18 protein-coding genes are annotated in these 23,429 nt (G+C 60.8%); 10 read left to right on the forward strand and 8 right to left on the reverse strand.

What is annotated here, in order from left to right; translation table 11 throughout:
• The first annotated feature begins 54 nt into the window (after positions 1-54).
• The 5 genes from V6943_RS12340 (at position 55) to V6943_RS12360 (ending at position 6,883) form a co-directional block, all read left to right on the forward strand.
• Positions 55-1,497, forward strand: coding sequence for an aldehyde dehydrogenase family protein (locus tag V6943_RS12340; protein ID WP_340553633.1), 1,443 nt, complete (start codon positions 55-57; stop codon positions 1,495-1,497).
• A 121-nt stretch (positions 1,498-1,618) separates the two neighbouring features.
• Positions 1,619-2,962: a glucarate dehydratase gene (gene gudD / locus V6943_RS12345; RefSeq protein WP_340553635.1), complete on the forward strand. Its 1,344-nt coding sequence runs from the start codon at positions 1,619-1,621 to the stop codon at positions 2,960-2,962.
• A gap of 247 nt (positions 2,963-3,209) precedes the next feature.
• Positions 3,210-4,763 carry a galactarate dehydratase gene (gene garD, locus V6943_RS12350; protein ID WP_340553743.1) on the forward strand — a complete coding sequence of 518 codons (1,554 nt, stop codon included), beginning with the start codon at positions 3,210-3,212 and terminating at the stop codon, positions 4,761-4,763.
• An 83-nt stretch (positions 4,764-4,846) separates the two neighbouring features.
• Positions 4,847-5,776: a 2-hydroxyacid dehydrogenase gene (locus tag V6943_RS12355; RefSeq protein WP_340553636.1), complete on the forward strand. Its 930-nt coding sequence runs from the start codon at positions 4,847-4,849 to the stop codon at positions 5,774-5,776.
• 195 nt (positions 5,777-5,971) lie between these two features.
• Positions 5,972-6,883, forward strand: a complete 912-nt coding sequence (locus tag V6943_RS12360; RefSeq protein ID WP_340553638.1) for an aldose 1-epimerase — start codon at positions 5,972-5,974, stop codon at positions 6,881-6,883.
• A gap of 273 nt (positions 6,884-7,156) precedes the next feature.
• Here the strand turns inward: V6943_RS12360 and V6943_RS12365 are convergent, their stop codons facing one another.
• The 4 genes from V6943_RS12365 to hemN form a co-directional block, all read right to left on the reverse strand.
• Positions 7,157-8,425 (reverse strand): OprD family porin, encoded by a 1,269-nt coding sequence (locus V6943_RS12365; protein ID WP_131648765.1) that lies wholly within the window; start codon positions 8,423-8,425, stop codon positions 7,157-7,159.
• A gap of 293 nt (positions 8,426-8,718) precedes the next feature.
• Entirely contained in the window at positions 8,719-10,977 is a 2,259-nt protein-coding gene (locus tag V6943_RS12370; RefSeq protein ID WP_340553640.1) for an ATP-dependent DNA helicase, read from the reverse strand.
• Entirely contained in the window at positions 10,974-12,614 is a 1,641-nt protein-coding gene (locus tag V6943_RS12375) for a VRR-NUC domain-containing protein (RefSeq protein ID WP_340553642.1), read from the reverse strand. The genes V6943_RS12370 and V6943_RS12375 overlap by 4 nt, the downstream gene beginning before the upstream one ends.
• Positions 12,615-12,793: 179 nt before the next feature.
• Positions 12,794-14,182: an oxygen-independent coproporphyrinogen III oxidase gene (hemN, locus tag V6943_RS12380; RefSeq protein ID WP_340553744.1), complete on the reverse strand. Its 1,389-nt coding sequence runs from the start codon at positions 14,180-14,182 to the stop codon at positions 12,794-12,796.
• Between the two features lie 489 nt (positions 14,183-14,671).
• Here hemN and galU point away from each other — a divergent pair, with 489 nt between their 5' ends.
• Positions 14,672-15,511 carry a UTP--glucose-1-phosphate uridylyltransferase GalU gene (gene galU, locus V6943_RS12385; protein WP_131648769.1) on the forward strand — a complete coding sequence of 280 codons (840 nt, stop codon included), beginning with the start codon at positions 14,672-14,674 and terminating at the stop codon, positions 15,509-15,511.
• A gap of 43 nt (positions 15,512-15,554) precedes the next feature.
• On the opposite strand, the gene V6943_RS12390 is transcribed toward galU, so the two are convergent.
• Positions 15,555-15,977, reverse strand: a complete 423-nt coding sequence (locus tag V6943_RS12390) for a VOC family protein (RefSeq protein ID WP_340553644.1) — start codon at positions 15,975-15,977, stop codon at positions 15,555-15,557.
• 72 nt (positions 15,978-16,049) lie between these two features.
• Between V6943_RS12390 and gorA the strand changes: the two genes are divergently transcribed.
• Positions 16,050-17,408 carry a glutathione-disulfide reductase gene (gene gorA, locus V6943_RS12395; RefSeq protein ID WP_340553645.1) on the forward strand — a complete coding sequence of 453 codons (1,359 nt, stop codon included), beginning with the start codon at positions 16,050-16,052 and terminating at the stop codon, positions 17,406-17,408.
• Between the two features lie 136 nt (positions 17,409-17,544).
• Here gorA and V6943_RS12400 read toward each other — a convergent pair whose 3' ends face one another.
• Positions 17,545-18,036, reverse strand: a complete 492-nt coding sequence (locus V6943_RS12400) for a copper chaperone PCu(A)C (protein ID WP_340553646.1) — start codon at positions 18,034-18,036, stop codon at positions 17,545-17,547.
• 160 nt (positions 18,037-18,196) lie between these two features.
• Between V6943_RS12400 and V6943_RS12405 the strand changes: the two genes are divergently transcribed.
• From V6943_RS12405 to V6943_RS12415, 3 genes are read left to right on the forward strand one after another with little or no spacing between them, the layout of a single operon-like run.
• Complete coding sequence (locus V6943_RS12405) at positions 18,197-18,565, forward strand: YidH family protein (protein WP_181103558.1); 369 nt, start codon at positions 18,197-18,199, stop codon at positions 18,563-18,565.
• A 2-nt stretch (positions 18,566-18,567) separates the two neighbouring features.
• On the forward strand, positions 18,568-18,942 hold the full coding sequence (locus V6943_RS12410; RefSeq protein ID WP_340553648.1) for a DUF202 domain-containing protein: 375 nt from the start codon (positions 18,568-18,570) through the stop codon (positions 18,940-18,942).
• Between the two features lie 23 nt (positions 18,943-18,965).
• Positions 18,966-20,012, forward strand: a complete 1,047-nt coding sequence (locus V6943_RS12415) for a threonine aldolase family protein (RefSeq protein WP_340553649.1) — start codon at positions 18,966-18,968, stop codon at positions 20,010-20,012.
• Between the two features lie 101 nt (positions 20,013-20,113).
• On the opposite strand, the gene V6943_RS12420 is transcribed toward V6943_RS12415, so the two are convergent.
• Positions 20,114-21,466, reverse strand: a complete 1,353-nt coding sequence (locus V6943_RS12420; RefSeq protein WP_131648776.1) for a GntT/GntP/DsdX family permease — start codon at positions 21,464-21,466, stop codon at positions 20,114-20,116.
• Positions 21,467-21,541: 75 nt separating this feature from the next.
• On the reverse strand, positions 21,542-23,299 hold the full coding sequence (locus V6943_RS12425) for an IlvD/Edd family dehydratase (protein WP_340553652.1): 1,758 nt from the start codon (positions 23,297-23,299) through the stop codon (positions 21,542-21,544).
• Positions 23,300-23,429 lie beyond the last annotated feature (130 nt).

Genomic DNA, 23,429 nt, shown 5'->3' on the forward strand with positions numbered 1-23,429 from the left:
CCCGCCATCCATTGGCATGGCGCGGTCGGCGGACCTCACGCAGGAGAGAGCTCCGTGGCAGACGTAAAACGTTACGACAACTACATCGATGGCCAATGGGTAACCGGCAAGAACTATCAGGCCAACATCAACCCATCCGATCTTGCGGACGTCATCGGCGACTACGCCCAGGCGGACGCTGCACAGGTCGAGGCCGCCGTCACAGCAGCACGCAAGGCATTCCCGGCGTGGTCTACGTCGGGCATCCAGGCACGCGCCGATGCGCTTGAGAAAGTCGGTCTGGAAATCCTTGCCCGCCGCGAAGAGTTGGGCGCGCTCCTGGCCCGCGAAGAGGGCAAGACATTGCCCGAAGCCATCGGCGAAGTGGCTCGCGCCGGCAACATCTTCAAGTTCTTCGCTGGCGAATGCCTGCGTCAGGCCGGCGAAACCCTGCAGTCGGTCCGTCCGGGCGTGAGCGTCGAGGTGACCCGTGAGCCACTGGGCGTGATCGGTCTGATCACCCCCTGGAACTTCCCCATCGCCATTCCAGCCTGGAAGATCGCTCCGGCGCTGGCTTACGGCAACTGCGTGGTCATCAAGCCGGCTGATCTGGTCCCTGGCTGCGCTTGGGCCATCGCCGAAATTATTTCCCGCGCAGGCTTCCCGGCCGGTGTGTTCAATCTGGTGATGGGCAAGGGTCGTGAAGTCGGCGAAGCCATCGTCAACGACAAACGCGTCGATGGCGTCAGCTTCACCGGCTCGGTCGGTGTCGGACGTGGTATCGCCGCCACCTGTGTAGGCCGTCATGCCAAGGTTCAGCTGGAGATGGGCGGCAAGAATCCGCAGATCATCCTCGATGACGCCGACCTCAACACCGCCGTCGAACTGGCCACCCAGAGCGCCTTCTATTCGACCGGCCAACGCTGCACCGCGTCCAGCCGCATTATCGTCACCGAAGGTATCTACGACCGTTTCGTCGAAGCCATGATCGAGCGCATCAAGAAGATCAAGGTCGGCTCGGCCCTGGAGCAGGGCGTGGACGTCGGTCCGGTGGTTTCCGAGGCCCAGCTTGAGCAAGACCTGCGGTACATCGAAATCGGCAAAGAAGAGGGCGCACGCCTGGCTTGTGGCGGTGAGCGCGTCAAGTGCGGCACCGACGGTTACTTCCTCGCGCCGACGCTGTTCGTCGACAGCACCGCCGACATGCGCATCAGTCGTGAGGAAATCTTCGGACCGGTGGCCAACGTGGTCCGCGTGAAGGATTACGACGAAGCCCTGGCGATGGCCAACGACACCGAGTTCGGTCTGTCTGCCGGCATCTGCACCACCTCGCTGAAGTACGCCAATCACTTCAAGCGTCATTCCCAAGCGGGGATGGTGATGATCAACCTGCCGACCGCCGGCGTGGATTACCACGTGCCGTTCGGTGGCCGCAAAGGCTCGTCCTACGGCCCGCGTGAGCAAGGGCGTTATGCCCAGGAGTTCTACACGACGGTGAAGACCACTTACATCGGCTGATCAGCCGTGCCGCTTCATGTGACGCAACTCGCCGAGTCGCTCGAGCAACTCGGCGAGTTGCAATCCATGGCGGCAGATTCGTTTTCGCGCAGCGGACCATAAGAACAATAGAGAGAAGCGTATGAACAATTCTGCGAATCGAGGTGCTCCGGTCGTCACCGAACTTCAGGTGGTTCCGGTCGCCGGTCAGGACAGCATGCTGCTCAATCTGAGCGGCGCACATGGTCCGTATTTCACCCGCAACATCCTCATTCTCAAAGACAGCGCCGGCAACACCGGAATCGGAGAAGTCCCCGGTGGGGAGGCGATTCGCCAGACCCTGGAAGATGCACGCGCCATTCTTGTCGGTCAGTCGGTCGGCAACTACAACGCTCTGCTGAATCAGGCGCGCAAGGCCTTCGCCGACCGCGATGTCGGCGGTCGCGGCCTGCAGACCTTCGATCTGCGTATCGCCATCCATGCCATCACTGCGCTGGAATCGGCACTGCTCGACTTGCTCGGCCAGCACCTCGGCGTCCCAGTCGCGGCGTTGCTTGGCGATGGGCAGCAGCGCGACGAAGTCGAGATGCTCGGCTATCTGTTCTTCATTGCCGATCGCAACAAGACTGACCTCGGTTACCGAGACGAGTCGGACGCCAGCGATAACTGGTTCCGCGTACGCAACGAAGAAGCGCTGACCCCCGAGACGGTCGTTCGCCAGGCCGAAGCCGCGTATGAGCGCTACGGTTTCAAGGATTTCAAACTCAAGGGCGGCGTGTTGCCAGGTCGCGAAGAGGTCAAGGCGATTCGTGCCCTGGCCGAGCGCTTCCCCGATGCCCGCATCACCCTCGACCCCAACGGCGCCTGGTCACTGGCCGAAGCCATCGAGCTGTGCAAAGACCTGCACGGTGTCCTGGCCTATGCCGAAGACCCGTGCGGTGCCGAGAACGGGTACTCCGGCCGTGAAGTCATGGCTGAATTCCGCCGCGCCACCGGCCTGCCAACCGCGACCAACATGATCGCCACCGATTGGCGTCAGATGGGCCATACCGTTCAGTTGCAGTCGGTGGATATTCCGCTGGCCGATCCGCATTTCTGGACCATGAGCGGTTCGGTGCGCGTTGCGCAGATGTGCCATGACTGGGGCCTGACCTGGGGCTCGCATTCCAACAATCATTTCGACATTTCGCTGGCGATGTTCACCCACGTGGCCGCGGCGGCGCCGGGCAAAATCACCGCGATCGACACCCATTGGATCTGGCAGGACGGCCAATACCTGACCCGTGAACCGTTGCAGATCGTTGGCGGCAAGGTCGCCGTGCCGGCCAAGGCGGGTCTTGGTGTAGAGCTGGATCAGGATGCGCTGCACAAAGCCCATGAGCTGTATCTGGAGAAAGGGCTTGGCGCGCGCGATGACGCCATCGCCATGCAGTTCCTGATCCCGGATTGGACGTTCAACAACAAGCGGCCCTGCATGGTGCGTTGACCAGTAGGGTGGGGCGGCTTGTGAGTTTCGGTGGGCTGAAGCCCACCCTACGGCTGACACGCTCACTCATGGCATCTGTAGGGTGGGCTTTAGTGAGTTTCGGTGGGCTGAAGCCCACCCTACGGCTGACACGCTCACTCATGGCATCTGTAGGGTGGGCTTTAGCCCACCAAATCCCAACGCACAGCTCACCGATACGAACAACAATTCCAACCGGCCTGCTCCGGAGACGTAAATGAACGAAACCGTGCAATTGATTCAGCATCAAGACTCGCCTCGTTATATCCGCCTGAACGAAGCGGATAACGTGGCCGTGGTGGTCAACGATGGTGGCGTACCGACCGGAGCTCGCTTCGAAGATGGGTTGGTCACGGTCGAATCGGTGCCGCAGAGTCACAAGGTCGCTTTGGTAGACATCGCCTCTGACCAGCCGGTACGTCGGTACGGCCAGATCATCGGTTACGCGCTCGAACCTATCGCCCGCGGTTCATGGGTCAAGGAAACCCAGCTGCGCATGCCCTCAGCGCCGCCGCTCGACAGTCTGCCTATGGCCGACGCCGTACCGCAGCGGCTCGAGCCGCTCGAAGGCTTCACCTTCGAAGGCTACCGTAACGCCGATGGCACCGTCGGCACGCGCAACGTGCTCGGCATTACCACCACCGTGCAATGCGTGACCGGCGTGCTCGATCATGCGGTCGCGCGCATTCGCAAGGAGCTGCTGCCCAAGTACCCCAACGTCGATGACGTCGTCGCGCTGACGCACAGCTATGGTTGTGGCGTGGCGATCAACGCCAAGGATGCCTACATTCCGATCCGCACCGTGCGCAATCTTGCGCGCAATCCGAATCTTGGCGGCGAAGCCCTGGTCATCAGCCTCGGCTGCGAGAAGCTGCAGGCCGAGCAGGTGATGCATGAAGGCGACGCCTCGGTCGATCTCAGCGAGCCCTGGCTCTACCGCCTGCAAGAGTCCACCACCGGCTTTGGGGAAATGATCGAACAGATCATGGCGCTGGCCGAAACGCGGTTGCAAAAGCTGAATCGTCGCCAGCGCGAAACCGTTCCAGCATCCGAACTGATCCTTGGCATGCAGTGCGGTGGCAGCGACGCCTTTTCCGGTATCACCGCCAATCCAGCGCTGGGCTACGCCTCGGATCTGCTGATCCGCGCGGGCGCTACGGTGATGTTTTCCGAAGTGACCGAAGTGCGCGACGCCATCTACATGCTCACCTCACGCGCCGAAACGCCAGAAGTGGCCGAAGCGCTGGTGCGTGAAATGGACTGGTACGACCAATACTTGGAGCGCGGCGCGGCGGATCGCAGCGCCAACACCACGCCTGGCAACAAGAAGGGTGGCCTGTCCAATATTGTCGAGAAATCCTTGGGCTCCATCGTCAAGTCCGGCAGCAGCGCCATCAATGGCGTACTCGGCCCAGGCGAACGCTTCAGCGGCAAGGGCCTGATCTATTGCGCGACACCGGCCAGCGATTTCGTCTGCGGAACGCTTCAGCTGGCGGCGGGGATGAACCTGCACGTGTTCACCACCGGGCGTGGTACGCCCTATGGCTTGGCTATGGCGCCGGTAGTCAAGGTCTCGACCCGCACCGAACTGGCCGAGCGCTGGCCAGACCTGATCGACGTGGACGCCGGGCGCATCGCCACAGGGCGTTCCAGCATTGAGGAGTTGGGCTGGGAGCTGTTCCACTACTACCTGGATGTCGCCAGCGGCCGGAAGAAGACCTGGGCCGAGCAACACAGAATTCACAACGACATAACCTTGTTCAACCCAGCACCCATCACCTGATTGCCCCGTCAGGTTGAGCCAACAGCACATCCCTGTACCCTGCGTAGCTGGAACCGAATCGCCATTCTTTTCGAGGTAGTCCCGTGACCTGCATTCTCCAGCTTGGCCCCCTTACCGAACGTTTCAACCGCAGCCTGGCTGCGGATCATGAGGTGCTGCGCATCTGGGAGCAGGACGCCGATGCGCTGCTTGATCGTCAGGCTCACCGAATCGAGATCGTGGTGACCTCCGCGCGTTTCGGGTGCTCGGCGGCTCTGATCGAACGCTTGCCCAACTTGCGCGCGATCATCAGCTTCGGTGTCGGCTATGACTCCATCGACGTGGCGGCGGCGCGGGCGCGCGGCATTCCTGTGAGCAACACGCCGGACGTGCTCAACGATTGCGTGGCGGATCTGGCGTTCGGGCTGATCATCGACTGTGCACGGCAGATGTCGCGTGCCGACCGCTTTGTCCGCGCGGGCGAATGGCTTTGCGGCGGTTTACCGCTGGCGACCAGTGTCAGCGGCAAACGGCTCGGGATCGTCGGCCTTGGCCGCATCGGCGAGGCGGTAGCCAAGCGCTCAAGTGGTTTCGACATGCAGGTGCGTTACCACAACCGTCGACCGGTTGATGGCAGCGCTTACGGTTATGAGCCGAGTCTGATCGAGCTGGCGCGCTGGAGCGATTTTCTCGTGCTGACTTGCCCGGGCGGGGCGAGCACTCGCAACCTGATCGATCGGAGCGTATTGGACGCGCTTGGCCCGAACGGCATCCTGATCAACGTGTCGCGCGGTTCGGTCGTGGATGAGCCAGCACTGGTCGAGGCGCTGCTCGAAGGGCGGCTGGGCGGCGCGGGGCTCGACGTCTACGCTGAAGAGCCCAAAGTGCCGCCGGCTTTGTTCGAGCTACCCAATGTCGTCCTGCTGCCGCATATCGGCAGCGCCACCGCGGAAACGCGGCTGGCAATGGAGGAGCTGTTGTTCGCCAATCTACGTGCGTTTCTCGAACGTGGAGAGGTGCTGACAGCAGTCTGAGCGCACTCACCGGTACGCTGCAGACTGAGGCGATGCTAGTCGCCACGGCGCTTGGCCAAAAGCTTGGTGCCGACACCTTTAGAGTTGTCCTTATGGCGCTGCCATGCCGCAAACCACAAGCGCGCTGGCGTGGAGCGCCGCTCCGCCTACATTGCAATTCTCGCGGGCCTGCGCTCGCCAAGGAGAAACACCTCAATGCCCAGCTTCCAAGCGGATCTGACGGAGATCGAACTGCGACATGACGCATTGCGACTGTCGGTCTGCCCAGCGTTGGGCGGGGCGATCACACGGCTGAGCGTCGATGACATCGACCTGTTGCGGCCATGGGACGGCTCCGACAGCGTGCGCCGCACCGGCTGCTTCGTGCTGGCACCGTTTTCCAACCGGGTCGGTGACGCTGCCTTCGAGCATGCAGGCCAACGCTATCCACTGCGCAGCCTGTCTGCCGAACATCCATTGCCGATTCATGGCGTTGCCTGGAAGCGGGCCTGGAACGTGACCGAACAGGGCGCCGCCAACCTGAGCCTGCATTTCACCCATCGACCCGAGGGCGAAGCAGCGCTGGACTGGCCGTTCGCCTTCGACCTCGAACATGAGCTGCGCCTGGACGAGCAGGGCGTCGATCTACGCCTGAGCCTGCGCAATATCGATACGCGATCGATGCCCGCCGGCCTCGGCTGGCACCCGTATTTCGCCCGTCATGACGCATGCATCCTGCAATTCTCCGCGCAGTCGGTTTGGCTGAGCGATGAGCGAAACTTGCCGGTTGAGTTAAAGGAAGTGCCGACCCAGTGGGATTTTCGGCAGCCACTGCGCCTGGAGTCCCCGAACCTGGACAACTGCTTCGTCGGTTGGAATGGGCCGGCGCAGATCGGTTGGCCGGGCAAAGGTATCGAGCTGACAATGACGAGTGAGGTGAGGCACCTGGTGGTGTTCACGCCGCCTGCGGAGATGGGTTTTTTCGCGGTGGAACCGGTGTCCCACGCCAACAACGCGCTCGGCATGAGCGATCCGATGGCGAACGGAATGCGCACCCTGGAGCCCGGCGAGGTCATGCGGGTCAGTTGCCGGCTCAGCATCGAGCGGGTGGTCCGCGCGGGATCGTAGAAAAGTCCCGACCAGCCATTCTTCAGCGCGGGCCTGCGCATTGTGTCGGTCGCAACGTCTATCGACGGGTATCCCGCCTGCATATCATCCAGCGCCACGCCTCATGCGAAAAAGCATCACCGCTTCGTAGGATGGGTGCAATCCATCACTGTCTCCGCCTCGCACAGCCGCCCGCACATGCTCGTTCGCGGGACGAAAAAAGCCCGTCACAAGGACGGGCAAAGTTTCCGCAACAGGAGCGAGGAGTGTTGCGTCCAGCGTGGTGAATGATGCTTACAGGATCGAAATCGGATAGTTGAAGATCAGACGATTCTCGTCGAACTCGTTGTTGCTGAACGAGTTGTCCCGACGCATGCTGGAGTTACGCCACTTGATGTTCAGGTTCTTGAACGCACCACTTTGCACGGTGTAAGCCAGTTCGGACTCGCGGCCCCATTCCTTGCCTTCGTCACCGCTTGCGGTAGTGATGTTGTCACCGCTGATGTAGCGGTTCATCAGGGTTAGCCCAGGAACACCAACACCTGCGAAGTTGTAGTCATGGCGCAGCTGCCAGGAACGCTCATCGGCGGCGTCGTAGGCGGAGTTGAAGCTGTCGTTGGCCAGCGAGGCGCCGCTGGTACCGTTGACGCGCATCCACTGATCACCGCTGACTTTCTGCAAACCGACGTAGAAGGTATGGGCACCGGTTTGCAGGCCGAACAGACCGGAATAGGTCTTGTTGTCCAGGTCGCCGGCCAGCGCGCTACCTTCATCCTTGCCGGTGAAGTAGCCGAGATTCGCCGTGAAGGCGAGGTTGTCACTGATAGGCTGGGTGTGCAGCAGCTGGACGTAGCTCTGCTGGTAGATGTCTTCGAGGCGGGCATGCCACAGGCCAACCTTGGTCTGGTCGGTGAAGGCGTATTCGCCACCGGCGAAGTTGAAGCGATCCGAACTCGCGCCGCCGAAGACCATGTCTTCCATGCTGGCGTCGTCACGGGTGCTGTTCTGGCGCATCTGGCCGCCGTACAGCGTCAGGTTGCTGATCTCCTTGGAAGTGATCATGCCGCCCTCGAATGTCTGCGGCAGCGAACGCCCGTCATCCGCGCGCAGTACCGGTACAACTACCTGCCATTCACCGACGCGGATTTCGGTTTCCGAGATTTTGGCTTTCGCAGCTACGGCGATGCGGCCGAAATCATCGGCGGGGTGACGATCATCGCCCGTGCCGTGCGTCGGCAGCAGGGCCGTTCCGTAAGTGCCGCCGCCGCCATCCAGCTTGACCGACAGCATGGCCAGCGCATCGACGCCAAAGCCGATCGGACCGGGCGTATAGCCGGACTGAACGTTGAGAATGAAGCTCTGCGTCCATTCTTCGGCCTTGTTCTGACCACCGTTATAGGCTGGATCGACGAAGTTGCGGTTGATGTAGAAGTTACGTGCGTTCAAGGTGACTTTGCTGCCTTCGACAAAGCCTTCCGCTGCGTGAGCAGCAGCGGGTATGCCAAGCGCCAGCGACAGCGTGCCCGCGAAAACGGCGGCGGACAATGGATTGCGTGGGGTCATTGTTGTTGTGCTCCCTTTTTTGATGTATCCGTCCCGCTTAGCCGTACGGCGATAGGCGAGACGGGGTGTAGCGCGACCGCACGCAGGCGGCGCATGTCTTGACGCATATCTGTTATCAGTCGTCATATGACATGTCGAATTATGGCGACAGCCGAATGCTTGTCAATGCAATCTGTAAAGAAATGTAAGGCGTGAGACTTTTGTCTAAGCGAGGCTTATTAAGCTGCAGGGGTAGGCGCAGCGCTGTCCTTGCGGTCTGGACGCGCCGTGAAGGGATCTAAATCTAAAGGACATCAAGAAATAGCGTTCCACCAACCGGGCAGAAGTTGTCTGACGTTTGGACGTGCAAAGCGGTCATCAATTAGATGGACGACGCCTTGGTCGTCGGTGGTACGGATGACTCGGCCCGCAGCTTGTACGACCTTCTGCAAGCCGGGGTAGAGGTAGGTGTAGTCGTAGCCGGCGCCAAACAGTTCATCCATTCGAGCCTTCATCTGCTCATTCACCGGGTTGACCTGCGGCAGGCCTAGCGTCGCGATGAAGGCGCCAATCAACCTGTTCCCAGGCAAATCGATACCCTCGGCGAAGGCACCGCCCAGAACCGCAAAACCGATGCCGCAACTCTCCTCGGTGAAGCGCCCAAGAAAGGCGCTGCGAGCCGTTTCAGGCATGCCGCGCGTCTGTTCCCAGAACGGCAGATTCGGATGCTGCGCCGCCAGCAGCCTGGTCACTTGTTGCAGGTAATCGAAACTGCTGAAGAACGCCAGGTAGTTGCCGGGGCGCTGGTGATACTGCTGCGCGAGCAGATCGACGATGGCCTGCAGCGAGGCGGCGCGGTCCTGATAGCGGGTGGAGATATGGCGCGCCAGGCGCACTTCCAGCTGCTCGGCTCGAAAGGGCGATTCGACATCGATCCAGACATGATTCGGCGGCAACCCCAAGGTGTCGGAATAGAACGGCCTCGGGTTGAGCGTGGCCGAAAACAGCACGCAGGAACGTGCCTCTCGAAAACGCGGGCCGAGAAAAGGCGCCGGTAATAGGTTGCGGATGCAGAGAATCGAGCTTCGGCTACCATGAACGCTGCGTTGTGGCAGCAGCGTGCAGTCGAAAAGCGAATGTGGCCCGAACGACTCGGCCAGGCGACAGAAGTGCATCGCGTCGAAATACGCACTCTGCAAGGCGGGATCGATGCCAGCCGGTTGTTCGCCGAGGTAATCGGTGATCGCACTGATAGCCTGTTGCAGCGCGCCGATGAGTTTTTGCGGCAGTTCCGGCTGCACCTCATAAGTATCGATTTGCGGACGGTGCACGTCGCCCCAGCTGCGTAGGATTCGCTCGATCGGCTTCTTCAGCGGTGCGGGAGCTGTTTTTCGTAAACCCTTGAAGTGCCTGATATCCAGCTCTGCGGTGTACATACTCCGGCCGCGTTCCAACAGATTGTGAGCCTCGTCCACCAGCACGCTGATGTGCCATTGATTGACCAGCGTCAGGCTGTGGAGCAGGGCGCTCATGTCGAAGTAATAGTTGTAATCGCCCACCACCACATCGGCCCATCGGGCCAATTCCTGGCTGAGGTAATAAGGACATATCTGATGGCGCAGCGCTGTCTCGCGCAATGCTTTCTGGTCGAGCATCGGATACGTCATCGCCTCGGCACGCGCCGCCGGGAGGCGATCATAGAATCCACGAGCAAGCGGGCAGGACTCGCCGTGACAAGCCTTGTCCGGGTGCTCGCAGGCCTTGTCGCGCGCAGTCAGTTCCAATATCCGCAAGGGCCCCGCGTCGGTCGTCAGGCTGTTCAGCGCATCCAGCGCCAATTGCCGTCCAGAAGTCTTGGCCGCAAGAAAGAACAGCTTGTCCAACTGCTGACCGGGGAACGCCTTTAGCTGCGGAAACAGCGTGGCGAGCGTCTTGCCGATGCCCGTCGGCGCCTGCGCCATGAGATGCGTGCCGGTGCAGGCCGCCTTGTACACTGCTTCGGCCAGTTGCCGCTGACCATGGCGGAACTCGACATAGGGGAACTTCAGTTCGGTCAGTGCCTGGTCCCGTTCACGTCGATGAGCCAGTTCCTGCTCGGCCCAAGCGATGAAACGCTGACACTGGGTTTCGAAAAACGCCTGCAGCTGCGTCGCGCTGTAGGTTTCGACCAGCAGCGTTTCCTTCTGGCTCACCACATCGAAGTACACGAGCGCTACATTCAGCGAGATCAACTCCCGTGACGCACACAACAGCCAGCCGTAGATCTTGGCCTGCGCCCAATGCAACTGGCGATGGTTGGCGGGCTGGCGCGAGAGGTCGCCGCGGTAGGTCTTGATTTCCTCGAGCTGATTCTTCGCCGGGTCGTAACCATCGGCGCGACCACGAACCAGCAAATCCACGTATGTCCCCTCCAACGCCACTTCGCGCTCGTATCCCTCTGCTCGGCGAGCGGTCACCGTGGCATGCCCGGCGATCCCTTCCAGCGCGGTGGGAGAGGGCGTGAAACGAAGGTCCAGATCACCCGTCTTGGCGGTAAATTCACACAACGCGCGGACCGCGACTCGATAGCTCAACGGTCGCCCTCGGCCCATTGCACATAGCAGACGGCAATCGGCACGGCGTGACGCAACGCAAAATCGATCCAGCGTTTCTGGTTGTCCTGCAGGCGGTCGCCGGGGCCTTTTACTTCTATCAGCCGGTAGCGCCGTTCGCCGGGCCAAAACTGAACGAGATCCGGTAGCCCGCTGCGGTGGCTGGGCACGTCCTGCAGGATGCGCTGGAAAAAGGCGCGCAGATGCTCGGCCGGGATGCAGTCGAGCGCCACGTCCAGCAGCGTGTCGTCGAACAGCCCCCAGCTGACGAATTGCGACTGCAGGCCGAACTTCTGCTGATACATCCGACGTATGCAGTCGCGGTATTCGTCCGTGCCGAGCTTGCTCAGGCATTCGCTGAACAACTCGGCGCGGCGGGCATGAAAATCGGATCGAGCGAGGTCTGCCGGTCCGGCGTGGAAGGGGTGAAAGAAAGCCCCGGGCACGGGCGCGAAAATCGCTTCCCAGCAGAGCAGGCCCAGCAGCGAATTGATCAGCGCGTTTTCCACGTAGTAGACGGGCGCATCGTCGCGTGTCAGGTGTTCGCGCACCGCGTGCTCGACACTCATTCCGTTCGACCTGGGCAAGATCAGGTCGATTCGTTCCGGCTGGGCAATGCTGGCGCGGCGCGCGGCGGGTTCACCCAGGACGCGTCGCAGACGCGGCAGGATGCGTTGCAGCTGCTGGGCTTCGTGCTCGCTTTCAGGCGCAGCCTGGGCGGCCAGAGCCAGTTGCAAAGCTGCTTCCGGCTGATCGCAACGTTCCAGCACGCGGATCGCTCGCTCGCGTGCACCGGGGTAGCGGTTGGCGGCGTGCAACTGTAACGCCCGGGACAAGTCGCCGTTGCGCTCGTATTGCCGAGCCAGGTTCAGCAGCAATTTGCCGCGGCGATTCTCCAGCCAGTCGTTGGCGTATGGCGTCGCTGGGATATCCAGCAGCACGGTTTCGACCGCTTCACCAGCATCGAAACGTTCGCGGCAGCGATGCAGATGCAGGTAGGCGTCCACCTCGGAGCGCGCGTGGAAGGCACGGGAAGCCGGGGAGAAGGCGACCTGCTCGTAACGGAAGATGCCCAGATCGGCAAGCACGAATTCGGACCAGTCCTGATGAATATTGCCGAAGAACATCAGCCGCAGCCGGTCGCACAGGTCGCCGATGGCCAGGCCGAACGCCGCATCACCGAGCATTTCGCACCAGCTGGCGAAGGATTTTGCCTGCTCATGTTCAGCCAGCAAGGCCTGGAGCAGATCGCCCTTGCGCTGGCCGTTGGCGGCGCCGCCGAACACGCGCAGCAATTCATCTTTCTTCAGCAGGCCGAACAGCTGGACGAGATCCAGCACCGGGTTAGCCTCGATCCAGCCGTGCTCGATCAGCACAGCCGAAGCCTGCAACGGACAACCGATCTCCTCGTAGCGCAATTTGCTGGCGCGAAACAGCGTGCCTTTACGCATCACCATGCGCACCAGCAGGGCTTGCGAGGCTTGAGGAATCTGTGGAAAGCGATCAAGGAACGCGCGTTCGTCGTCGTCCAGCAAATCACCGTGGCGCTCGCCGACCCAGGCGAGTACCTGGCAGAAATTGTCGAGGTAATAGAAGGGGTTTTCTAGGGCCTGGCGCATCGAACGTCCGGTTCGGTAGGCGCGGGCAACATCGCCCGTCGAGCTGGGTATTTATACAGTTGTCGTTGGGTTTGGCAACGCCGGGACGATCAGTGGTTCAATCATGGCGTGCATGGATAGCGCGGGGGTATCGCGGAGGTGGGCCTCCTGTGTTTGATGCAGGAGGCGCGAGCCAAGCGTCAGACGGTACGCGAGAACCGTCCCCGCTGTTCACCGCCCAAGTAGGCGTCGAAGGCCATCGCCACATTGCGCATCATCAGGTGGCCCTGAGGCAACAGCACCACGGCATCGTCACGGATTTCGACCAGGCCGTCAGCGACGTGCTCATCGAGTTTGGCCAGCGAGTCGGTGAAATAATCGCGGAAGACGATGCCGTAGCGCCTCTCCATCTCGGCGAAGTCGATGCGGCCGTGGCACATCAACGAGATGATCACGTCGCGGCGCAGGCGATCGTCCTCGCTCAGTTTGTAGCCGCGGTGCACCGGCAGCATCCCTTCGTTCAAACGCGCGTAGTACTGCGACAGTTCTTTCACGTTCTGGCTGTAGCTGTCGCCGACCTTGCCGATGGAGGAAATGCCGAGGCCGATCAGATCGCAGTCGGCATGAGTCGAGTACCCCTGGAAGTTGCGCTGTAGCGTGCCGTTGGCACGGGCGAGGGTCAGCTCGTCCTCCGGCAGGGAGAAATGATCCATGCCGATATAGACGTACCCAGCATCGGTCAGGCGCTTGATGGTCAGCTCCAGCAACTCCAGCTTGCGTTCCGGCGGCGGCATATCTCCAGGGCGAATCAGCTTCTGCGCGCGAACCAGGTCAGGCAAATGCGCGTAGCTGTAAGCGGCGATCCGGTCGGGGCGGATGTCGATGATCTTGTTCAGCGTGGTGTTGAAGCTGTCCACCGTCTGCAATGGCAGACCGTAGATCAGGTCAACGCTGATCGATTTGAAGTTCGCGTCTCGGGCAGCCTGGACCAACTCGCGGGTCTGCTCTTCGGTCTGGATACGGTTGACGGCGATCTGCACCTGCTCGTCGAAGTCCTGCACGCCGAAGCTCAGGCGGTTGAAGCCCAGCGCGCGCAGTTGATGAATCTGCGCTGGGGTGACGGTGCGCGGATCGACTTCCAGCGAAAACTCGTGATCGTCGCTGTCGTCCATGTTGAAAGCATCGTGCAGCGCGGCCATCAGGTCCGCCAGCTGTTCGCTGGTGAGGTAGGTCGGCGTGCCACCGCCCAGATGCAACTGGGTCAACTTGCGCGAGCGATCGAACAGCGCGGCCTGCATCTTTATTTCACGCTTGAGGTAGTCCAGGTACTCGACGGCCCGATCGGTCTTGTGAGTGATGATCTTGTTGCAGGCGCAGTAGTAGCAAAGGCTCTTGCAGAACGGAATATGGATATACACCGACAGCGGCTTGGGCGTCACGGCCTCGTTGGTTTCCGTCGCGGCGCTGCGGTAGTCGTCCATGGCGAAAGCCTGATGGAACTGCGGCGCGGTGGGGTAGGAGGTATAGCGAGGCCCCGGACGGTCATACTTCTCGACCAGGGCGCGGTTAAAGCTCGGCGTTTGGTCCATGTCTGCTCTCACCTTGCGGTTGATAGGGGAGTGGTCGGACGGGTCGCTGTCGACGGCCCGCGACTTCATGGCGACGATTATCCCGATTCTAGTTCACGAGTCGGCTGTCCCAGATCAAGAAGGCGGCACAAGCGGGGCTGAAGTCCGGCTTCAACATTGTGATGTTGCGGTCGATTTTTCTCTGCCAGCGTCGCATCGATGTCATCACGCTGTGCAACAACTCGGACGCGAGGGTCCGCTCATGCCGATCTCGCACGCCCACTTGGCAAGCGGCTCAGCACCGATCAAGCTATGTCGGTGCGTAGGTCAATAACCGCCGGTCGCTTGATTGCTAACGTGGCCTCGAATTGGCTCAGAAAATGTGCGAACCCCTCGCCGTTTCGGTGGTCGTAGCCTCTAGTCAGCCGCTGGCGGCAGGACGTGCAGGGTATGGCTGTTGACCGATCCAGGCGCAGTGCATCAACCGGAACAATCTTCTCAAGGACTCACATGATCAAGAAATGCCTTTTTCCTGCGGCCGGATATGGCACGCGCTTCCTTCCTGCGACCAAGGCCATGCCCAAGGAGATGTTGCCGGTAGTGAACAAACCTCTGATTCAGTACGGGGTAGAAGAGGCACTGGCAGCCGGGCTCAGCCAGATCGCGATCGTTACCGGCCGTGGCAAACGCTCCCTGGAAGACCACTTCGATATCAGCTACGAACTTGAGCATCAGATCCGCAACACCGACAAGGAAAAATACCTGGTCGGCATTCGTAAACTGATCGACGAATGCAGCTTTTCATACACCCGTCAGGTGGAAATGAAGGGGCTTGGCCACGCCATTCTCAGCGGCCGTCCGCTCATCGGCGACGAGCCCTTCGCAGTGGTCCTCGCGGACGACCTGTGCATCAACCTCGATGGCGATCCGGTGTTGGCGCAGATGGTCAAGCTGTACAACCAGTTCCGCTGCTCGATCGTTGCCATCCAGGAAGTGCCGCCGGAAGAAACCAGCAAATATGGCGTCATCGCCGGCGAGATGATCCGCGACGACATCTTCCGTGTCAGCCACATGGTCGAGAAACCCAAGCCGGAAGACGCGCCGTCCAACCTGGCGATCATCGGCCGTTACATCCTGACCCCGGACATCTTCAACCTGATCGAGCAGACCGAGCCGGGCAAGGGCGGCGAAATCCAGATCACCGACGCCTTGATGCGTCAGGCTCAGGATGGCTGCGTGCTGGCATACAAGTTCAAGGGTCAGCGTTTTGATTGCGGTAGTGCAGAGGGTTATATCGCGGCGACCAACTTCTGCTACGAGAACTTCTACCTCACCGGCAAGGCGTTCTGACCTACGCCATGCAACAAGGCCACCTTCGGGTGGCCTTTGTGTTTCACGGCGCCGGCAAATCCTCGGCGCCCGGACCCAATGGCTGGCCATAGCTGAATTCGACATAGTTGCCAGCCGGATCACGAACACCGCAGTAATAACCGACCGGATAGGGCTCGTCACGCGGCTCCCAGATCAGGCATCCGGCCTGCCTGGCGCGCTCCGCAATCGTCTCGACCTCGGCGCGACTCGCCAGCGCGAAGCCGAAATGGCTGTAATCATCTTCAGCCAGCTTACGGTTCTGGCCTCCCGGCATGATCACGAAGATGAATTCGCGCTCCTTTCCAGGCTCAGCCATCCAAACGATGCGCGACCCTTTTCCGGCGCGTTCGTGGAACACGTGCATACCGCAGAACTGCGCATAGAACGCGATGCAGGCATCCAGATCGGGAACATGCAGTGCGAGATGGGTCAGGGTAGGGCGCATGCGGCAGACCTCCGGTGAATCAGGCCAACAGCCTGGGTTATGCTGTCCGTTCTACAAGGGAGACAACAGTTCATGGCTTACGACTTCGATCTTTTCGTCATCGGCGCAGGGTCCGGCGGCGTCCGCGCGGCACGTTTCGCTGCCAGCTACGGTGCCCGCGTCGCGGTCGCCGAAAGCCGTTATCTGGGCGGCACCTGCGTAAACGTCGGCTGCGTACCGAAGAAACTGCTGGTCTACGGAGCCCACTATGCCGAAGACATCGGTCAGGCCCAAGGCTATGGCTGGACGATCGATGGTGCGACCTTCGACTGGAAAACCCTGATCGCCAACAAGGACCGTGAAATCCAGCGACTCAACGGCATCTACAAGAACCTGCTGACCGACAGTGGCGTCACCTTGCTGCAAGCGCACGCACGCCTGATCGACGCCCATACGGTTGAAGTCGAAGGCCGGCACTACCGCGCCGAACATATCCTCGTCGCGACTGGCGGCTGGCCCTTCGTGCCGGAGATTCCAGGCCGCGAGCACGCCATCACCTCCAACGAAGCCTTCTACCTCGACGAACTGCCGCGCCGCGTGCTGGTGGTTGGGGGCGGCTACATTGCCGTCGAGTTCGCCTCGATCTTCCATGGCTGTGGCGCCGATACCAAGTTGCTGTACCGGGGCGAGCTGTTCCTGCGTGGTTTCGATGGCTCGCTGCGTGATCACCTGAAGGACGAGATGATCAAGAAGGACATCGACCTACAGTTCAACGCCGACATCGCGCGCATTGACAAACAGACTGATGGCAGCCTGCTCGCCACGCTGAAAGATGGGCGTACCCTTGAAGCGGACTGCATCCTGTACGCCACGGGGCGGCGGCCGATGCTCGAAGGACTGGGATTGGAGAACGTCGACGTCGCGCTCGATGATCGGGGTTTCATCGCGGTTGACGAGCAGTTCAGGACCTCAGCGCCCTCAATCCTGGCGATCGGTGACGTGATCGGGCGAATCCAACTGACGCCCGTCGCGCTTGCCGAAGGCATGGCGATGGCGCGTCAACTGTTCAAGCCCGATGAATACCGGCCGGTCGACTACAACACCATCGCCACGGCGGTATTCAGCCTGCCGAACATGGCGACCGTTGGGCTGACCGAAGAAGAAGCACGCGAGCAAGGCCACAAGGTAACGTTGTTCGAGAGTCGCTTCCGGCCGATGAAACTGACCATGACCGGCAGCCTCGAGCGCAGCTTGATGAAGTTGGTGGTCGATGCCGACACCGACAAGGTACTGGGCTGCCACATGGCCGGGCCGGACGCGGGCGAAATCATGCAAGGCATGGCTGTGGCACTGAAGGCGGGCGCGACCAAGCGCATCTTCGACGATACCGTCGGCATCCACCCGACGGCAGCCGAAGAGTTCGTCACCATGCGCACGCCAACGGGTTTCTGATCGGGATGCTGCGTCGTCCGCATGGTTGGATTGCGCAGCAAATCAACTGCAGCCGATTTCTAATGGGTAAAGAGGAGGGTGACTCTATCGACGGACGCGGCAGGACCGAAACCCGCCGCGCTGACTCGCCAAGGCTTTAGTGATGCATATGCCCGTTGTCGTTCGACTCCGGGGCCTGGTGCTGAATGCTAACCTCGACGGCCACCTCTCCAGCGTTTTCGAATATCAGCGTGAGAGGAAACTCCTCGCCGGCTACCAGCGGTTCGCTCAGCTTGAACAACATGACGTGATTGCCGCCCGGCTTGAACTCAACTTCGCCACCGGCAGGTAGGTCTACCGCGTCGATTCGTTCCATACGCATGACCTCGCCTTCATGGAAATGAGTATGCAGTTCGGCTTTCTCCGCGAGGGGGGTCTGCACGCCGATAAGCCGATCCGGCTTATCGGCCGGATTACGCAACGTGAAATACACGGCGCCGGTTGGCGCGCTTGGCGGCATGGCGCGGGACCATGCTTGCGTAACGGCAGGCGCGCCGGCCATTGCATGATGGGCGTGAGCAGGGTCGTTTGCCATGGCCGTCAGGGTGGCGGTGCCGAGAACGAAAGCGGTGACCAGACGAAGCAGCATGAGTCTCTCCAGGGCGGTTTTCGATGGCGCACAGTAGCATGAGAGCTCGCGCCTTCGCTGTGCCGACGCATCGGTGAAATCGCCACAAATGAACCTGCAGGGCGGTAACGTTTCTGTTTGAATGAGTCTGGTCCAACCCCCATCGGAGACGCATCACTTGATGGAACGAAGTCGCTGGAGTCACCGGTTACTATCCGGCGGAAGGGAGCCCGACCCCCGGTTCACCCTGGCCAACGAGCGAACCTTTCTTGCCTGGATCCGCACCTCGCTGGCGCTACTGGCTGGCGGCGTAGCAGTCGAAGCCTTTGCCGGCAGCATATTTGCGTTGGAGCTACGCAAGCTCCTGTCGATTTCACTGCTGTTGCTGGCCATGTTCATCAGCTCGACGGCTTGTATCCGCTGGCTGAACATCGAGCGTGCCATGCGCCACAACAGGCCGCTGCCGTTTCCGCTGCTGATCCCGATCCTGTCGATCGGCGGCACGCTCGTCACGTTGACCCTGATCAGTTTCATCGCGCTTCGTGGTTGACCATGCACATATCCGTTCGTCGAAGCCTGAAACCCAAACCGCCACGTCCGCCGCTACACGAAGATCCCGGCCTGCAGCCGGAACGCACATCGCTGGCATGGGGGCGGACCTTGCTCACCATGATCGCCGTCAGCGCGCTGTTCCTGCGCTGGATGCCCTATCACGGAGCCTTCGTCGGCATGCTGTTAGCGGTTTCGCTGATCACGGCGCTGTACATCTGGGCCACGCAGCAACGCCGCTATACACGTAGCGCCAGCGCACTGAAGAGTGGACGCATTCATGCCGATGCGTCCTCGATCCTGTGGCTGGGCGCTTCGGTTTTCATGCTTGGGGTTCTGGGGCTTTACACCGTTATCTTCTTGCCGATCACTCGCTGAGGCAGCAACCAAAAGAGGCTTAAATGACCACCGCTAATCAGCAATTCGCCAGCGACAATTATTCAGGCATCTGCCCTGAGGCCTGGGATGCCATGGCCAGAGCGAATCAGGGGCACGACCGGGCCTACGGTGATGACCAGTGGACTGCGCGCGCCGCTGACCATTTCCGCCAGTTGTTCGAAACCGATTGCGAAGTGTTCTTCGCATTCAATGGCACGGCGGCCAACTCCCTGGCGCTGTCTTCCTTGTGCCAGAGCTATCACAGCGTCATCTGCGGAGATATCGCGCATATCGAAACCGATGAATGCGGCGCGCCGGAATTCTTCTCCAACGGCTCCAAATTGCTGGTGGCGCGGACCGAGGAGGGCAAGCTGACCCCGGCGGCGATTCGCGAAGTCGCGCTCAAGCGCAAGGACATCCATTACCCCAAGCCGCGTGTCATCAGCATTACGCAAGCCACTGAAATCGGTACCGTCTACCGGCCCGACGAACTCCGTGCGATCAGCGATACCTGTACGGAGCTTGGGCTGCATCTGCATATGGATGGCGCGCGGTTTTCCAATGCCTGTGCATTCCTCGACCTGACGCCCGCCGAGCTGAGCTGGAAATCGGGCGTGGACGTGCTTTGTTTCGGTGGTACCAAAAACGGCATGGCCGTGGGCGAAGCGATCCTGTTTTTCAACCGGGAACTGGCCGAAGACTTCGAATACCGTTGCAAGCAAGCTGGTCAGCTGGCATCCAAGATGCGCTTTCTGTCCGCACCATGGGTTGGATTACTGGAGAGCAACGCCTGGATCAAATATGGCGAGCACGCCAATCACTGCGCCCAATTGCTCGCAAAACTGATCAGCGACGTGCCGGGCGTAGAGCTGATGTTTCCCGTCGAAGCAAATGGTGTCTTCGTGAGCATTCCGCCGTTGGCGCTAGAAGCGTTGAGGAACCGCGGCTGGATGTTCTACACATTCATCGGTGTCGGCGGCGCACGCTTCATGTGCTCTTGGGACACCAGCGAAGAGCGGGTACGCCAGCTGGCCGACGATATCCGTAGTGTGGTGCTGCAGCACCGATAGTCAGGGGAGGGGCTTGTGCGTCGAGCCTCCGGAGCCGCGAAAAAAGAAAGCCCCGCATGCGACGGGGCTCCCTGTGGTCCGTTGGCCAGGCCCGATGGGGGTCAGGTTATGAACAGGCTGATCAGCAGGCAGATAGCGAGACCGGTCAGGCCGACGATCGTTTTCATCACCGTCCAGGATTTCAGCGTGTCGGAGACGCTCATGCCGAAGTACCGGTTGGCCATCCAGAAGCCTGAATCATTGACGTGCGAGAAGGCGGCGCCACCACAGGCAATGGCGATAGTGCACAGCGCCAGCATTTGCGGACTTGCGCCAAGCAACTGAGCCACCGGTGCCGTCAGGCTTGCGCCAGTGATCATCGCTACGGTACCCGACCCTTGGGAAATCCGCATGATCGCCGCCGTTGCAAAGCCGAACAGCACGAGCGGCATGTTCATGTCCTGCATCGCATCGGCGAGGATCTTGCCGACGCCTGATTCGACCAGCACCTTGCCGAACACACCACCCGCTCCGGTGATCAGGATGATGATCCCGGCTGGCTCCAGCGCCTTGGTAGCGATCTTCTGCAACTGGTCCGCCGTAAAGCCGCGATTATGTCCGAATATCCAAAAGGTCAGCAGCGTCGTCAGCAGCAGGGCGATGATCGGGTTGCCGATAAACATCAAGATGTCACGTAGCGGATTTCCTTCGGACAGCAGCATCTCGGCCGAGGTGTTTCCGAGGATCAGCACCAGCGGCAACAGAAGGGTGAGGACCACGCCTTTGAATGCCGGCAATTTGCTCGGGTCATCGAACTTGCTCTCCCCGGTCACCATGTATTCAGGCACCGGAACGAAGATACGGCTCGAAATGAACTTGCCGAACATGGGACCCGCGACGGCCATCGCTGGCAATCCGGCGATCACGCCCCAGATGATGACCCAACCGAGGTCGGCGCCCAGAATGCTGGCGGTCGCGATCGGGCCGGGGGTTGGCGGCAGAAAAGTGTGGGTCACGCTCAGCCCTGCGCACAGCGGGATGCCGTAATAGAGCAGGGACTTGCCGGTACGGCGTGCGATGCCGTAGATCAGGGGCACCAGGATGACGATGGCCACATCGATGAACACGGCGATGGAGACGAGGAATCCGACCAGTCCCAACGCCCAGGGAACGCTGCGGTCCCCGCATTTGTCGATCAGGGTCAGCGCTAAGCGCTCCGAGCCGCCCGAGACGCGCAGCATCTCGCCGAACATCGATCCGAGTCCGATAATCAACGCGACGAAGCCCAGCGTGCCGCCCATCGACTTGACGATGAAAGCGAGGAGGTCTTGCGGCGCCATGCCAATGGCGAGGCCCGCGCCGAGACTGACCAGAATCAGCGCAAGGAAGGGTTGGAATTTAAGTTTGACGATCAGAAAGAGCAGGGCGACGATCGACGTCGCTGTGACCGTCAGTATCAGGGCATTACTTTCCATTCGGACTCCGATTGTTATTGTGAGGAGCGTAAAAGCGCGCCGGTCATCCGGCGCATGCGCAAGCGCTGAGTGAAATCAGTCGCTGGAACCACTGGGGACCCGACCTTGCATGGTCGGTGGACGCAGGAAGTCGAAATCGCAGCCTTTGTCGGCCTGGGTGATCTGTTCGAAGAAGAGCTTGCGGTAGCCGCGCTCGGCGTTCTGGGGTTTGGGCAGCACAAGGGCTGCGCGCCGGCCCTCGAGTTCATCCTCGGCTACCAGCAAGTCGATGCTGCGCTTGGAGACGCTCAAACGAATCCGATCGCCACTCTGCACCAGAGCCAGCGGTCCACCCAATGCAGCCTCCGGCGTCACATGCAGCACGATGGTCCCGGCAGCGGTGCCACTCATGCGACCGTCGGATATCCGCACCATGTCCTTGACGCCAGCGCGCGCGAGTTTTTTCGGAATGGGCAGGTAGCCAGCTTCAGGCATGCCGGGCGCGCCAATTGGGCCGATATTCTTGAGCACCAGCACATCGTCGGCGTTTACGTCGAGGTCGGGATCATCCAGGCGCCGGGCTAGATCCTCCGAGTTTTCGAACACGACTGCACGGCCTTCGTGCTCCATCAGCGTCGCGTCGGCGGCGGACTGCTTGATGATGGCGCCTTCGGGCGCAAGGCTGCCGCGCAAAAACGCGATGCCACCGACCGGATAGATCGGGTCCTTCACGCTGCGCACCACGTCCTGCTTGAAGACCGGCACTTGATCGAGCTCTTCGCCTAACGTGCGACCGGTAACGGTGAGCGCGTCGAGATGGAGCAACGGACGCAGTTCGCGCAGCACCGTCTGCAGCCCGCCTGCGCGATGAAGGTCTTCCATGTAATGCTGGCCGGACGGTTTGAGGTCGACCAGTACCGGAGTGTCCCTGCTCATACGATCGAAGGCCTCCAGGTCGATGTCATAGCCCATGCGTCCGGCAATGGCGGTCAGGTGCACGATGCCATTGGTGGAGCCACCGATGGCCAGCAGCACGCGCAGGGCGTTCTCGAAAGCCTTGGGCGTGAGGATCTTGTCGGGCGTGAGTTGGCTGCGGGCCATTTCGACGGCCTGCTTGCCGGTGAGTTCGGCAATGCGCATGCGATCGGAGGTAACGGCCGGTGGCGTCGCTCCGCCGGGCAACACGATACCCAGCGCCTCGCTGATACAGGCCATGGTGCTGGCGGTCCCCATTACCGAGCAAGTTCCAACGCTGGCAACCAGCTTCGAATTGACCTCGACGATTTCAGCCTCGTCGATCTCCTCGCCACGGTACTGTCCCCAGTAACGTCGACAATCGGTACAGGCACCGACGCGTACCCCACGATGGCCGCCCGTCAGCATGGAGCCGGTGATCAGTTGCACGGTGGGGATGTTTGCCGAGGCGGCGCCCATCAGCTGTGCGGGTACGGTTTTGTCGCATCCACCAATGAGCACCACGGCGTCCATGGGCTGTGCACGGATCATTTCTTCCGTGTCCATCGACATCAGGTTGCGCAAGTACATGCTGGTCGGCGTGGAAAAGCTTTCACCGATGGAAATGGTGGGGAAGTCGATTGCGAGTCCGCCGGCCAGCATCACGCCGCGCTTAACCGCCTCGATCAGTTGCGGTGCATTGCCATGACAGGGGTTGTAACCGCTACCGGTATTTATGATGCCGACGATGGTGCGGTCCAGCGCATCGTCCGTATAGCCGGCGCCCTTGATGAACGCCTTACGCAAAAAGAGCGAGAAGCCGGTATCCCCATAATTCGTAAGCCCCTTGCGCAGGCCCGTCGGTACGACCACGGTGTCGTCTGTTTTCTTGTCCACCATCGGATTTCACCTTTGTCGATATTATTATCAATAATCTAATGAACGCATTTAGCCATGATATGAATATCGTGGCAACCCATGCGGCGCGTCCCGTTGAGGCAGTACCAGAATCCCTCTATAGTCCTGCTGA

Origin of the sequence: Pseudomonas sp. CBC3, from assembly GCF_037967085.1 — a bacterium.
Taxonomy (GTDB): Bacteria; Pseudomonadota; Gammaproteobacteria; order Pseudomonadales; family Pseudomonadaceae; genus Stutzerimonas.